14 protein-coding genes are annotated in these 13889 nt (G+C 60.7%); 8 read left to right on the top strand and 6 right to left on the bottom strand.

All coding sequences use genetic code 11. The features are described from left to right. The first annotated feature begins 22 nt into the window (after nucleotides 1-22). Both PseuLF5_RS12475 and PseuLF5_RS12470 read left to right on the top strand, forming a co-directional pair. Nucleotides 23-580, top strand: a complete 558-nt coding sequence (locus PseuLF5_RS12475) for an L-threonylcarbamoyladenylate synthase (RefSeq protein WP_123470125.1) — start codon at nucleotides 23-25, stop codon at nucleotides 578-580. Nucleotides 581-818: 238 nt separating this feature from the next. Further along, nucleotides 819-1493: a hypothetical protein gene (locus tag PseuLF5_RS12470; RefSeq protein ID WP_340133661.1), complete on the top strand. Its 675-nt coding sequence runs from the start codon at nucleotides 819-821 to the stop codon at nucleotides 1491-1493. A 65-nt stretch (nucleotides 1494-1558) separates the two neighbouring features. On the opposite strand, the gene PseuLF5_RS12465 is transcribed toward PseuLF5_RS12470, so the two are convergent. Next, nucleotides 1559-2536: a quinone oxidoreductase family protein gene (locus tag PseuLF5_RS12465; RefSeq protein WP_340133660.1), complete on the bottom strand. Its 978-nt coding sequence runs from the start codon at nucleotides 2534-2536 to the stop codon at nucleotides 1559-1561. 163 nt (nucleotides 2537-2699) lie between these two features. Here PseuLF5_RS12465 and hemF point away from each other — a divergent pair, with 163 nt between their 5' ends. Next, complete coding sequence (gene hemF, locus PseuLF5_RS12460) at nucleotides 2700-3617, top strand: oxygen-dependent coproporphyrinogen oxidase (RefSeq protein ID WP_123470131.1); 918 nt, start codon at nucleotides 2700-2702, stop codon at nucleotides 3615-3617. Continuing rightward, nucleotides 3617-4438 carry a shikimate dehydrogenase gene (gene aroE, locus PseuLF5_RS12455; RefSeq protein ID WP_123470132.1) on the top strand — a complete coding sequence of 274 codons (822 nt, stop codon included), beginning with the start codon at nucleotides 3617-3619 and terminating at the stop codon, nucleotides 4436-4438. Before hemF ends, aroE begins: the two co-directional genes overlap by 1 nt. 44 nt (nucleotides 4439-4482) lie before the next feature. Here aroE and PseuLF5_RS12450 read toward each other — a convergent pair whose 3' ends face one another. The 3 genes from PseuLF5_RS12450 to betC all read right to left on the bottom strand — a co-directional run bounded on the left by PseuLF5_RS12450 (nucleotide 4483) and on the right by betC (nucleotide 8757). Then, nucleotides 4483-6051, bottom strand: a complete 1569-nt coding sequence (locus PseuLF5_RS12450; RefSeq protein ID WP_340133658.1) for a SulP family inorganic anion transporter — start codon at nucleotides 6049-6051, stop codon at nucleotides 4483-4485. Between the two features lie 255 nt (nucleotides 6052-6306). Next, a complete protein-coding gene (gene choX / locus PseuLF5_RS12445; RefSeq protein ID WP_128615016.1) occupies nucleotides 6307-7227 on the bottom strand; it encodes a choline ABC transporter substrate-binding protein in 921 nt (306 codons plus the stop codon). A 15-nt stretch (nucleotides 7228-7242) separates the two neighbouring features. Next, nucleotides 7243-8757, bottom strand: coding sequence for a choline-sulfatase (gene betC / locus PseuLF5_RS12440; RefSeq protein ID WP_128615017.1), 1515 nt, complete (start codon nucleotides 8755-8757; stop codon nucleotides 7243-7245). Between the two features lie 114 nt (nucleotides 8758-8871). On the opposite strand from betC, the gene PseuLF5_RS12435 reads away from it, so the two are divergent. Then, a complete protein-coding gene (locus PseuLF5_RS12435) occupies nucleotides 8872-9822 on the top strand; it encodes a choline sulfate utilization transcriptional regulator (protein WP_123470139.1) in 951 nt (316 codons plus the stop codon). Between the two features lie 51 nt (nucleotides 9823-9873). On the opposite strand, the gene PseuLF5_RS12430 is transcribed toward PseuLF5_RS12435, so the two are convergent. Next, nucleotides 9874-10539 carry an NAD(P)-dependent oxidoreductase gene (locus PseuLF5_RS12430; RefSeq protein WP_322375278.1) on the bottom strand — a complete coding sequence of 222 codons (666 nt, stop codon included), beginning with the start codon at nucleotides 10537-10539 and terminating at the stop codon, nucleotides 9874-9876. An 81-nt stretch (nucleotides 10540-10620) separates the two neighbouring features. Here PseuLF5_RS12430 and PseuLF5_RS12425 point away from each other — a divergent pair, with 81 nt between their 5' ends. Further along, a complete protein-coding gene (locus PseuLF5_RS12425) occupies nucleotides 10621-10947 on the top strand; it encodes a DOPA 4,5-dioxygenase family protein (RefSeq protein WP_123470143.1) in 327 nt (108 codons plus the stop codon). Nucleotides 10948-10955: 8 nt separating this feature from the next. On the opposite strand, the gene PseuLF5_RS12420 is transcribed toward PseuLF5_RS12425, so the two are convergent. Then, nucleotides 10956-11363 carry a GFA family protein gene (locus tag PseuLF5_RS12420; RefSeq protein ID WP_340133656.1) on the bottom strand — a complete coding sequence of 136 codons (408 nt, stop codon included), beginning with the start codon at nucleotides 11361-11363 and terminating at the stop codon, nucleotides 10956-10958. A gap of 323 nt (nucleotides 11364-11686) precedes the next feature. Between PseuLF5_RS12420 and PseuLF5_RS12415 the strand changes: the two genes are divergently transcribed. Both PseuLF5_RS12415 and PseuLF5_RS12410 read left to right on the top strand, forming a co-directional pair. Beyond that, entirely contained in the window at nucleotides 11687-12994 is a 1308-nt protein-coding gene (locus PseuLF5_RS12415) for a CitMHS family transporter (RefSeq protein ID WP_123470147.1), read from the top strand. Between the two features lie 70 nt (nucleotides 12995-13064). Beyond that, nucleotides 13065-13832 carry a TerC family protein gene (locus PseuLF5_RS12410; RefSeq protein ID WP_123470149.1) on the top strand — a complete coding sequence of 256 codons (768 nt, stop codon included), beginning with the start codon at nucleotides 13065-13067 and terminating at the stop codon, nucleotides 13830-13832. Nucleotides 13833-13889: the final 57 nt, after the last annotated feature.

Genomic DNA, 13889 nt, shown 5'->3' with positions numbered 1-13889 from the left:
ACCTGTTTGCGGAGATTTTTTCATGGTTAACAGTTGGCGTGTGCAACAAGCCGCACGAGAGATTCGCGCCGGGGCGGTGATTGCCTATCCAACCGAAGCCGTCTGGGGCCTGGGTTGCGACCCGTGGAACGAAGAAGCGGTGGATCGGCTGCTGGCGATCAAGAATCGTTCGGTCGACAAAGGCCTGATTCTGGTTGCCGACAACATTCGCCAGTTCGACTTCCTGTTCGAAGACTTCCCGCAGGAGTGGATCGACCGCATGGCCAGCACCTGGCCGGGGCCGAATACCTGGCTGGTGCCGCATCAGAACCTGTTGCCCGAGTGGGTGACGGGCGTGCATGACACCGTGGCGCTGCGGGTCAGTGATCACCCACAGGTGCGCGATTTGTGCTCCATGGTCGGGCCCCTGATCTCCACCTCGGCCAACCCGCAAGGCCGGCCGGCAGCGCGCACGCGGTTACGGGTCGAGCAGTATTTCCGCGGGCAGCTCGATCTGATCCTCGGCGGACAATTGGGCGGGCGCAAGAACCCCAGCGTGATCCGTGATCTGGCGACTGGCAAGGTCATTCGCCCCGACTGATTCGGCCCATACCTTGTAAGGTCAGTACTCCTCGGCTTGATGGCGAGGAGTACTACGCGTGTCTGCGATTTATCCTGCAATGCGGCTGCTTTTCTTGTCTGAAAATTCGCCAACTATCTGGATTCATTGATTTTTCCGACTGGATTATCAGACCTCGTTGCGTGGCGGATTTGCCAAAAGCAACCATCCTTTCCCTGCACTCGAAATACTTCGATAAGTTAAGGTCTGCGGAGAAAGAATGGACACTACGGATTTGCAACTCACGGATTACCTGCAGGCACTTCAGGTGACGTTGAAGAGTCATCATGAGGGTTGCCGTATCGTGAGGCTTGAAGCGGGGTCGGATACTCAGGAGTTCGACCGGTTCATTGATCGGCAATTTCGGCTTCGGCTGCAGCATTACATGCTGACGTCGAGGGCCCGGATGTTCGAAGAGAAACTGGCGATAAGGTCGCGCAGTACGCATTTTCTGCTGTACCGGCACGACCAGCCGCTGGCGGTGCTGAGGGCGACTCCGGCACCGTTCGAATGGGTGTCGCTGGCGCAGCAACATGTTTCTCCGACGGTGGCGTTGTCACGCCATGTCGAATTCAGCCGTTTGGTCTCGTACTCGTCCAACCCGCTACCGGTGGCGGTCAACGGTCTGCTGGCGGCGGCTACCGAGTGGGCGATAAAAAGCGGTTACCAGGGCGTCACCGCCCTGTGCAGGTCGCAACAGCTGCGCTTTTATCAGCGTTTCGGCCTGATGCCCATCGCTTCCAATGCCTTGCACATCGAACAGCGCGCACGCGGCGATTACTGGGTGTTATCTGCGCAGTGGCGGCAAATCCTCGCGGCGCTTCAACAACCTGATCACGCGACGGTTGGCCACCTCGTGCAAAAACCATTGGCGTGTCATCCGCTGCAGTTGTGAAGGCGTTCAAACTGCCTTGCCAGCCGGGTTCTGAAACCCTGACTGGCAAGACGCCGAAGGTTTTATCAGGGCAGCAGGATGGTCGAGCCGGTCGTGCGCCGAGCCGACAGCTCGGTCTGCGCCTTCGCCGCATCGGCCAGTGGGTAACGCTGGCTGATTTCGACCTTGAGCTTGCCGCTGATGATCATCTCGAACAGTTCATCGGCCATGCGTTGCAGGTTCTCGGCGTTGTTGGCGTAGGTCGCCAGGGTCGGCCGGGTCACGTACAGCGAGCCCTTGGCCGCAAGTATCCCCAGATTCACCCCGTCCACGGCACCGGACGCATTGCCGAAACTCACTACCAGGCCGCGGGGCGACACGCTGTCGAGCGAGGTCAGCCAGGTGTCCTTGCCGACGCCGTCATAGACCACCGGGACTTTCTTGCCGTCGGTCAGCTCCAGCACGCGCTGGGCAACGTTTTCATGGCTGTAATCAATGGTCGCCCAGGCGCCGTTGGCCTTGGCCAGTTCGGCTTTTGCTTTCGAGCTGACGGTGCCGATCAGCTTCACGCCCAGTGCCTTGGCCCATTGACAGGCCAGCGAACCGACACCACCGGCGGCGGCGTGGAACAAAATGGTTTCGCCGCCCTTGAGTTCATAGGTCTGGCGCAGCAGGTACTGCACGGTCAAGCCCTTGAGCATCACGCCGGCAGCGGTTTCAAAACTGATTTCGTCCGGCAGTTTCACCAGGTTGTCCTGGGGCAATACGTGCAACTGGCTGTAGGCACCCAACGGGCCGCTGCCGTACGCCACACGATCACCGACCTTGAAGCGGGTGACGTCACTGCCGACCGCGTCAACGACGCCGGCACCTTCCGCGCCCAGGCCTGACGGCAAGGTTGGCGGTGCATAGAGGCCACTGCGGAAATAGGTGTCGATGAAGTTCAGGCCGATTGCCTTGTTGGCTACGCGCACTTGATTCGGGCCGGGCGTGGCGGGTTCGTAGTCAACATATTCGAGCACTTCGGGACCGCCGTGGGCGCGGAACTGGATACGCTTTGCCATCTGCCTGCTCTCCTTGGGTCTTTCGTGAGCCCCCTATCCAACTCTCCTGCTTGATCTTCGTCAACTGCGGTGCGCTTGCCTGCGGTGGTATGCTACGCGCCCATTTGCGTCGACCCCCGCCTGCGGGGCGCCGCGTAGTGATGCCCCGATTCAAGGTGAAGCCATGACGACCCGCACCGACGCCGTAAAGGCCTATCTGCTCGACCTGCAAGACCGCATCTGCGCTGCACTCGAAAACGAGGACGGTGGCACGCGCTTCGTCGAAGACGCCTGGACCCGGCCCGCTGGCGGTGGCGGTCGTACTCGTGTGATCGAAAACGGCACGGTTATCGAAAAGGGCGGCGTCAACTTCTCCCACGTGTTTGGCAGCGGCTTGCCGCCATCGGCCAGCGCTCATCGTCCGGAACTGGCGGGGCGCGGTTTCGAAGCCCTCGGCGTGTCGCTGGTGATTCACCCGCACAACCCGCATGTGCCGACGTCCCACGCCAACGTGCGCTTTTTCATCGCCGAAAAGGAAGGTGAAGAGCCGGTCTGGTGGTTCGGTGGCGGCTTCGACCTGACCCCGTATTACGGCAATGAACAAGACTGCATCCACTGGCACCGCGTTGCCGAGCAGGCCTGTGCGCCGTTCGGTGCAGACGTCTACCCGCGTTACAAGGCCTGGTGCGACACCTACTTCCACATCAAGCACCGCCACGAACCACGCGGCATCGGCGGCCTGTTCTTCGATGACCTGAACGAGTGGGACTTCGATACCAGTTTCGCCTTCATGCGTGCCATCGGCGACGCCTACATCGACGCTTACTTGCCGATCGTGCAGCGCCGCAAACATGATGCGTTCACCGCCAAACAGCGTGAATTCCAGGAATTTCGCCGTGGCCGCTATGTCGAGTTCAACCTGGTGTATGACCGTGGCACCCTGTTCGGCCTGCAATCGGGGGGGCGTACCGAGTCGATCCTCATGTCGCTGCCGCCGCAAGTGCGCTGGGCCTACGATTTCAAAGCCGAGCCCGGCAGCGAAGAAGCGCGCCTGACCGACTACTTCCTGCAAGACCGCGACTGGCTCGCTGAGGACTGCTGATGGATCGTTACGTCGTATTCGGTAACCCGATCGGTCACAGCAAATCGCCGATGATCCACAAACTGTTTGCCGAGCAGACCGGGCAACGCCTCGACTACAGCACCCTGCTGGCGCCACTCGACGACTTTAGTGGCTGCGCCACGGCGTTCTTTCAGGAAGGTCGCGGCGCCAACGTCACTGTGCCGTTCAAGGAAGAGGCCTATCGTCTGGCGAACAGCCTGACTGCCCGTGCGCAAAGGGCTGGTGCGGTAAACACCTTGAGCAAACTGGCCGATGGTTCATTGCTGGGCGACAACACCGACGGCGCCGGCCTGGTGCGCGACCTGACGGTGAACGCCGGTTTCAGCCTGACCGGCAAACGCATCCTCCTGCTCGGTGCTGGTGGCGCAGTGCGTGGCGCGCTGGAGCCGTTGCTGGCGGAAAAACCGGCGTCGGTGATCATCGCCAACCGCACGGTGGACAAGGCCGAGCTGCTGGCCGAGTTGTTCTGTGATCTGGGGCCGGTGTCGGCCAGTGGTTTCGACTGGTTGCAGGAACCGGTGGACGTGATCATCAACGCCACCTCCGCCAGCCTGACCGGCGAGGTGCCGCCGATTGCGCCGAGCCTGATCGAACCGGGCCAGACCCTGTGCTACGACATGATGTACGGCAAGGAACCGACTGCGTTCTGCCGTTGGGCCAGCGAGCATGGTGCGGCGGTGTCGATGGATGGTCTGGGGATGCTGGCTGAGCAAGCAGCCGAGGCGTTTTACCTGTGGCGCGGCGTGCGCCCGGATACGGCGCCGGTGCTGGCCGAACTACGCCGTCAGCTAGCGCAATAAGCCTTGCAGGCTCACGCCTACAGAGGCATGCGGTGTTTGTTGGATCAGTCCTCAAACCGGATCGGGCATTTCTCCGGCCCTTCCAGCTTGCGCAACTCCTCCACCACCTGTGGTCGTGCCCGGCGCAGGGTCAGGCTGCGATTCTGGTGCAGCAGGCGCCGCGCTTCCTGATGCAGCATCTCCACGCCGGAATAGTCGATGAAGTTGATGTGCTGCGCATCAATCACCACCCGCTTGCCGTGCAGCCTTTGCAGGCGCACTTGCAGGTAATGGCTGGCGCCGAAGAAGATCGAGCCACCGACCCGCAGCACATCGTCTTCACCGTCGCGCCAATGCTGGACCCGCGGTTGCGAGGTGCGCTTGAGGTAGAAGAACAGCGACGCCAGCACCCCGGCGTAGATCGCTGTCTGCAATTCCAGCAGCAAGGTCGCGAGGCAGGTCAGCGCCATGACCACGAACTCGGCGTGGCTGACCCGCAGCAACGAGCGGATGCCACGATGATCCACCAGCCCCCAGGCGATCAACAGAATGCTCCCGGCCATGGCGGGAATCGGAATGTGCGAAATCAGTCCGGCGCCGAAAATCGCGAACAACGCTACCCAGATTGCCGAAAATACCCCGGCCAGCGGTGAGCAGGCGCCCGCCTCGTAACTCAGGCCGGAACGGGTGAAGGAGCCGGCGGACAACGATCCGGAAAAGAACGCGCCGACGATATTCGATAAACCCTGCGCACGCACTTCCTGATTGGCATCGAGCAGTTGCTGCGAACGTGCAGCAATCGAGCGGGCGATCGACAGACTGGTGACCAGTGCGAGCATGCCCACTGCCACCGCACTCGGCAGCAAGCGCAGAATCAGATCCAGATCCAGCGGTAACCCACTGAACGGCGGCAAGCGTCCGACAAAGGTGCTGACCAGATGCACATGGCCGAACATCGACGGCCACAGCCACACGACTGCACTGCCCAGCACCAAAGTTATCAACAGGGTCGGCCAGCGTGGCAGCAGTTGTTTGAGCACGAAACCGACCAGCACCGTCGCCACGCCCAATGCCAATGAGGGTTTATCCACAGCCCGCAGGTGTTGCAGCAGGTCCATCAGGCTGGCCAGTGCCGTGGCTTTCGCCGGCAGGTCCAGCCCGAGCAGGTTGGGCAATTGGCCGATCGCAATCACCACCGCCGCGCCGAGGGTGAACCCCAGCACCACGGAATGCGACACGAAATTCACCAAAGCGCCGAAGCGCAGCAAGCCCAGCAGCCACTGGAAGATGCCGGCAAGAAAGGTCAGCAACAGGATCAGCGTGATGTAGTCCTGCGACGCGGGGACGGCCAGTGGACTGACACTGGCATACAACACAATCGAAATCGCTGCCGTCGGGCCACAGATCAGATGCCACGACGAACCCCACAGGCAGGCGATCATCACCGGGATGATCGCGGCATAGAGGCCGTATTCCGGCGGCAGGCCGGCAATCAGCGCGTAGGCGATCGACTGGGGTAACGCGAGAATCGCCCCGCTGAGGCCGACGATCAGATCCCGTCCGACGCTGGCGCGGGTTTGTCGCGGCAACCAGGTGAGGAAGGGGAAGAGAGAGTGGCGGCTGGGGAAGGCCATGGAGCCTCGCGGTTGGGATTTTGTTCAAGGTTATCAGGGTGTCAGGGGAAAGGCCCCTCAGCCTGGCCCTCTCCGGGAGGGAGAGGGCACTGAGCGCGGTGTTTGTCAGAGATTCACCTACCTGCGATTTCAGAGTTGAACGCAAGTTTTGAATCCAACAGATATCGGCTCCCTTCCCCCTTGCCCCCCTGGGGGAGAGGGCTGGGGTAAGGGGGTAAAAATCTCACGCCGGGCACAATTCCAACAGTCCCACAATCAAAGCTTTGCCTTGACCGCCGCCAACGCGTCCTTCCCATCAACGGTCTTCACCCCCTCCAGCCATTTATCCAGCACCGCCGGATTGGCCTTGATCCACGCCTTGGCGGCGTCGGCATTGCTGACCTTCTTGTTCACCACCTCAGCCATGATGCTGTTCTCCATCTCCTGAGTGAACGACAGATTGGTCAGCAATTTACCCACGTTCGGACACGCGTCGGCGTAACCCTTGCGCGTCAGTGTGTACACGCTGCCGGTATCGCCAAAGTATTTTTCGCCGCCCTTCAGATAATGCATTTTCAACTGCACGTTCATCGGGTGCGGTGTCCAGCCGAGGAAGGTGACGAATTTCTGTTTCTTCACTGCGCGCGACACTTCGGCGAGCATCGCCTGTTCGCTGGATTCAATCAGCTTCCACTGGCCCATGTCGAAATCGTTTTTCTTGATGATTTCCTGCAGTGAAATGTTCGCCGGGGCGCCCGAGCCGATGCCGTAGATCTTGCGATCGAACTTGTCGGCGTATTTATTCAGGTCGGCAAAGTTATGCACACCGGCGTCCCACACGTAATCCGGCACCGCCAGGGTAAATTCCGTACCGTCGAGGTTCTTCGCCAGTTGCGTGACATCGCCAGGGGCGACGAATTTGTCGTAAAAGCCCTGTTGCGCCGGCATCCAGTTGCCGAGAAACACATCGACCTGACCGTCCTTCAACCCGCCGAAGGTGATCGGTACCGCGAGGGTATCGACCTTGGCCTTGTAGCCCATGCCATCCAGCAGAAACCCGGTGATGGCGTTGGTGGCGGCAATGTCGCTCCAGCCCGGGTCGGCCATTTTCACTGTGTCGCAGCTTTGTTCGGCGAATGCCGATGCGCTGCTCAGCGCTATCAGGCCGACCGTCACTACTGTGGATAACTTGCGCATGGAATTCCCCTTACATTATTGGTTTTGGCAGGGTTGTGGATAACGGGCCTTGCGCTCCAGGTCATCGAGGTCGATGTGGTTGCGCATGTACTGCTGACTGGCGTCCACCAGCGGCTGGTGATCCCAGCTCTTCAGTTTGCCGATGGTCAGGGCATCGGCAACAAAACGACGGCGGCGCTGGCTGGCGAGTACAGCGCGGTGAATCGCCGGAATGTCCCACTTGGCCCGCGCTTCGGCGAGAAAATCATCGAAAAGCGGGCGATGTTGCGGCGACTGGCTGAGTTCTTCGAGTTCATGCGGATCGTTGTGTACGTCGAAGAGTAGGCACGGGTCGCTTTCACTGTAGATAAATTTGTACGCGCCGCGCCGGATCATCATCAGCGGGCTGACCGTGCCTTCAGCCATGTATTCGCCGAACACTTCGTCATGCCCGCCCTGCCCTTGCAGATGCGCCAGCAGCGAGCGGCCGTCCAGCGGCAAGTTCGGCTCCAGGCTACCGCCGGCCAGTTCGACGAAGGTCGGCAACAGGTCGGCGGTGGACACCGCGGCGCTGACCCGGCCGGCAGCGAATTGCCCCGGAGCGCTGATCAGCAGCGGCACCCGTGCGGCCATTTCGAACCAGTGCATTTTGTACCAGAGCCCTTTCTCGCCAAGCATGTCGCCATGGTCGCCGGAGAAGACGATGATGGTGTCGTCGATCAGCCCGGTATCTTCCAGGGTTTGCAGGAGTTTGCCGACGTTGGCGTCGATATAGCTGCAGGCACCGAAGTAGGCACGGCGCGCGTCGCGAATCTTATCCACAGGCAGCGGCTTGTCCCACAGGTCGTAGACCTTGAGCAGGCGCTGCGAATGCGGATCGAGGGCGTATTGATCCGGGGTGGTCGGCAACGGGATGTCACCATCGTCGTACAAATCCCAGAACGCCTTGGGAATTGTGTACGGGTCGTGTGGATGTGTCATCGACACGGTCAGGCAGAACGGCTGGTCGCCGTCCTCGCGAATGTGGTCGAACAGGTATTGCTGGGCCTTGAACACCACCTCTTCATCGAAGTCGAGCTGATTGGTGCGCACGCACGGCCCTGCCTGCAGTACCGATGACATGTTGTGATACCAGCTCGGACGCACATCCGGTTCGTCCCAGTTCACCGCCCAGCCGTAGTCGGCCGGGTAGATGTCGCTGGTCAGGCGTTCTTCATAGCCGTGCAATTGATCCGGGCCGCAGAAATGCATCTTGCCCGACAGCGCGGTGCGGTAGCCGAGGCGGCGCAGATAGTGGGCGTAGGTCGGAATGTCGGCGGGGAAATCGGCAGCGTTGTCGTAGGCGCCGATCTTGCTCGGCAACTGGCCGCTGACCAGGGTGAAGCGCGACGGAGCGCACAACGGACTGTTGCAGTACGCGGCATCGAACACTACGCCTTGAGCGGCGAGGCGCGAAAGGTTCGGCAATTTGATCGGCGACGGGCCGTAGATTGGCAACATTGGCGCGGCCATTTGATCGGCCATGATGAAAAGAATGTTCTTGCGCTTCATGTGATCGCGGCATTCCATAGTGAATATTTATGCGACATTGCTGCGATCGAGCATGGAGTCCATGCCCTGTCCGGTAAAGCCCGCGCCGGACAATGACTAGGATAAGCACAGCTTATGTATGAAGCCCTCGGCAACCTGTCCCTCGACCTGTTGCGCGCCTTCGAAGCGGCGGCGCGTCATCACAGTTTTACCGCCGCCGCGGTGGAGCTGGGCACCACGCAGCCAGCGATCAGCCAGCAGATCAAGCGTCTGGAAGAACAGCTGGGTGCGCGGCTGTTTGACCGGATCTACCGCGGCATCGAACTGACCGAGGGCGGGACGATCCTGTTCGAGCAGGTTCAGCTCGGTTTGCAGAATATCGACGCAGGATTGAGTGCGATCAGTACGCAACAGCAGCATGAAGTGCTGCAGGTCGCTACCGACTTCGCCTTCGCCGCATATTGGCTGATGCCGCGTTTGCACCGCTTTCATGAAGCCAACCCGCAGGTTGATGTCAGCCTGGTCACCAGCGAGCGCAACCACAACATGCTGCGCACCGACATCGACGTGGCGATCCTGTTTGGCGACGGGCGTTTCAAGCAGGGCGAAAGCCATTGGCTGTTCAGCGAGGAAGTGTTCCCGGTGTGCAGCCCGCAATTGCTCAAGGAGCGCGCCCTGCCCTTGCCCGCCCAGGCGTTGCTGGAGTTTCCGCTGCTGCACTTGCGCGGGGAAAACAGCAGCAACTGGTTTGACTGGAGCGGGCTGTTCCGTGAACTGGGCATCACCACTCCGCCAGCACCGGGGCAGGTGCGTTTCGACAATTACACCCTGTTGATTCAAGCGGCAATCGGCGGCCAAGGCGTGGCGATCGGCTGGCGCCACCTTGTGGATAACTTGCTGAGCCAGGGTTTGCTCTGTCGGCCGATCGCCGAAACCACCTTGTCGCGCCTGGGTTATTACGTGGTGCTGCCCCAGCGTAAACGGCGCGGGGCGTTGATTCAGCAGTTTGTCGACTGGTTGATGGCCGAGCAGGCCAGCAGCGCCGAATCCCTCAAGGGAATGGCCTTGCCTTCGATTGCGGTTTGAGGATCAAAAGATCGCAGCCTGCGGCAGCTCCTGCCGAAGGCTGCGATCTTTTTACGTATCTGTGGCGGCGACAAAATTCACATGTTCACCCACATGCAGCTTCAACCGCAGCTCATCGGCGATCCCCACTGCCACGCGGTTCAGCCGTTCCAGCGGCTCCGCCAGCCCCGGCTCAAGATTGCCGCCCACCTGACTGAAATGCTCGATAGTCAGCCCCGCCACGCCGTGAGGTGCATTCACCAGCGTCCACTGCAGCGGGCTGCTTTGCAGGGCTTCGCGGATTTCTTCGGCGGCGTGGCGTTGCAGTCCGTCGTCCAGCTCCGGCTCGTCGAGGACGGCAAAATTCCCCACCAGAAACAGCCGTGAAACATTGGCCGCCTGCAGGCCGTCGACCAACGCATCGACCGCCAGCACCTGTTCCACCGGGCCGAGCACCACGGACCTTTCCACATGGTCGCTGCTGAACGGCAGGCCCGGTGCATCCAGCAGACAGATCACCGCCGAGCTGCCGGCTACGCTTTGCGTGACCCGCTCGGCGTCGAACAGATCGCCGCTTTTGGTGCGCAGCCCGGGACGTGGCGCGAGTACGTTCAAATCGTCGAGAATCGCGATGACTTCGTGCTGGCGTCTCAGCAACTCAGCCATCAACGCGCCGCCGAGGCTGGCCATGGCACCATAGAGCACCACTTTCACCGTCGGGGTTTCGGCATTTTTCATGGCTGTTTTCCTTGTTGTTGTCCTATATGGCGTGTGACGGTGGAAAACGCCGAGGGTTCGAACCGATTCAGAGGGTTTCAGATGCAAGTCATCAAGGGTTACCACGCCCACGTCTATTTCGACGCCCATACCATCGACCAGGCGCGAGCCCTGTGCGAGCAAGCGGCGCAGTTGTTTGCAGTGACGATGGGCCGCGTCCACGAACGGCCGGTCGGTCCGCACCCGGACTGGAGCTGCCAATTGGCGTTCGGTCCGGAGCTGATCGGCGAGGTGTTGCCGTGGCTGGCACTGAATCGACAGGGACTGGTGGTGTTCCTGCACCCCGACACGGGCGATGACTTGCTCGACCACACCGAGCATGCAATCTGGATGGGGGCAATCCGCCCGCTGGATTTGTCTGTTTTTTGATCAGCCAGTTAAACCTGCAAGGTTTCTTCAGGCTCGCCCGGCAGTTGCTCGTCCAGATGCAGCCAGGGCAATTGGCTGTCGGTCCAGATATGCCGCTCGGCCGGCGCTGACTCCGGGTGGTCCAGCGTGGCGATGGTCAGGTCGATGCTCTCGGGGCTGAGTTGCGTCACCAGCGCCAGTTGCGCGCCGCAGTGCGGGCAGAAATATCGCGCGCAACTGCCCGACGAGTCGTAGCGCGAAGGTGTCCCGGCCAGCCACTGGAAGTTGGCCGCTGGCACCGTAATCCATGTGGTGACGATCCCGCCGCTGACCTTGCGGCAGATCGAGCAGTGGCAGTGAGCGATGTCCTGCAACGGCCCGCTGAACTGATAGCGGATATGTCCGCAGTGGCAGCCGCCGCAGTGCAATTGGCTCATGTCTGTGCCCTCCCGTCCCCGAATTGATTGACTCCAGTCGCATCCGACAGCCGGTTGGCCGTTCGCCTGAAGCTTTCTGCGGCGAAAGGTAGCTGAAAGGTTGCCCGATTAGGATCGCCGCCACTACCGGCAACAGACCGGTTGGCTGCCGTGTGCGATTGCTCGCCCGCCCGGCCCAATTAACAACAACAATGGTGATTCTGATGTCCTCTGTAGCCCGCCTTTTCGCTGTCACTCCGCCCGTACGTCTCGTGCTTCCCGTTCTGCGCTGATCCCGCCCGGTCCGCTCAATCAACTAGCCGCGCTACGCCTGGAGTATTCCCATGCTGACTTTCCTTGGCTTCGCCATGGTCATCACGTTCATGTTCCTGATCATGACCAAGCGCCTGTCCGCGCTGATCGCCCTGATCATCATTCCGATCATCTTCGCTCTGTTCGGCGGTTTCGCGCCGAAGATCGGTCCGATGATGCTCGAAGGTATCACCAAGCTTGCGCCGACCGGCGTGATGCTGATGTTCGCCATTCTGTACTTCGCCCTGATGATCGACTCCGGCCTGTTCGACCCGGCCGTGCGCAAGATCCTCAAACTGGTCAAGGGCGACCCGCTGAAAGTTTCGGTCGGAACCGCCGTACTGGCGCTCGTCGTCTCCCTCGATGGTGACGGCGCGACCACTTACATGATCTGCGTGGCCGCCATGCTGCCACTGTACAGCCGCATCGGCATGAGCCCGCGAATCATGGCCGGCCTGATCATCCTCGCCGGTGGCGTGATGAACATGACCCCTTGGGGTGGCCCGACTGCCCGTGCCGCCAGTGCGCTGCATGTGGATCCGTCGGACATCTTCGTGCCGATGATCCCGGCAATGGCCGCCGGTGTGGTGGCGATCCTGATCATTGCCTACTTCTACGGCAAACGTGAGCGTGCGCGTCTGGGTGAGCTGCACCTGATTGGTGACGAGATCGATCACAGCGAAATCAGTGTGTCGCAGTTCCCGGATGCCCGTCGCCCGAAGCTGATCTGGTTCAACGGCCTGCTGACCCTGGGGCTGATGTGCACCCTGATCGCCGGCCTGCTGCCGCTGCCGGTGCTGTTCATGGTGGCATTCAGTATCGCGATGATCGTCAACTACCCTTGCCTGCAAATGCAGAAGGACCGCGTCGCGGCTCACGCCGGCAGTGTGCTGTCGGTGGTCAGTCTGATTTTCGCGGCGGGGATCTTCACCGGTATCCTGTCCGGAACCGGGATGGTCGACGCCATGTCGAAAAGTCTGCTGGCAGTGATTCCGGATTTCCTCGGCCCGTACCTGGCGGTGATCACGGCGCTGGTGAGCATGCCGTTCACGTTCTTCATGTCGAACGACGCGTTCTACTACGGCGTGTTGCCGGTGCTCTCCGAAGCGGCCAGCCATTACGGCATCACTGCCGTGGAAATGGCCCGTGCCTCGATCGTCGGTCAGCCCGTCCACTTGTTGAGCCCGTTGGTGCCATCGACTTATCTGTTGGTCGCTTTGGCCGGTATCGAATTCGGTGACCACCAGCGCTTCACCTTGAAGTGGGCAGTTCTGGTCTGCCTGTGCATACTAGTGGCCGCCTTGCTGCTGGGAACGTTCCCGCTGTTCAGCACGTTGTAACGGCATTCACTCACCAGGACGCCAGCTGCTTGCTGGCGTCCTGGTTTAACACTCGCTCAAAGGAATACACATGGATTGGCTGACCAACCCCGAAATCTGGGTTGCCTTCTTTACCCTGACCGCCCTGGAAATCGTTCTGGGCATCGATAACATCATCATGATTTCGATCCTGGTCAGCCGCATGCCCAAGCACATGCAGCAGCGCACGCGCATCTTCGGCCTGGGCCTGGCGATGATCACGCGGATCCTGTTGCTGCTGTCGATCACTTGGGTCATGCGCCTGACGGCCGACCTGTTCGTGGTGTTTGGCCAGGGCATTTCCGGGCGCGACCTGATCCTGTTCTTCGGTGGCCTGTTCCTTTTGTGGAAGAGCTCGCAAGAGATGTACCACGCGCTGGAAGGCGAAGACGAAAGCGACGAAACCCCCGGTGGCAAGGGCGGCAACTTCCTGTACACCATCATTCAGATCGCAATCATCGACATCGTGTTCTCGCTGGACTCGGTGATCACCGCTGTCGGCATGGTGTCCCACGTGCCGGTGATGGTCGCGGCGATCGTCGTCGCCGTGCTGGTGATGATGGCCGCCTCGGGCAAGATCAGCGAATTCATCGACAAGCACCCGTCGCTGAAAATGCTCGCGCTGTCGTTCCTGCTGGTGGTGGGTACCGTACTGATCGCCGAGTCGTTCGACGTGCATGTACCGAAGGGCTACGTCTACTTCGCCATGGCGTTCTCGCTGGCCGTTGAAGCGATCAACATCAAGCTGCGCGGCGCGATGGCCAAGAAGAAACAGCAGCAAGATCCAGTGAAACTGCGCAAGGACATTCCGGGCCAATAACCGGGTAATCCAGACGCAGGCAATACCCCTGTGGGAGCGAGCCTGCTCGCGAAAACG

The organism is Pseudomonas sp. LF-5 (assembly GCF_037626295.1).
GTDB classification, from domain to species: domain Bacteria; phylum Pseudomonadota; class Gammaproteobacteria; order Pseudomonadales; family Pseudomonadaceae; genus Aquipseudomonas; species Aquipseudomonas monsensis.
This window is presented reverse-complemented; position numbering and strand designations above follow the sequence as displayed.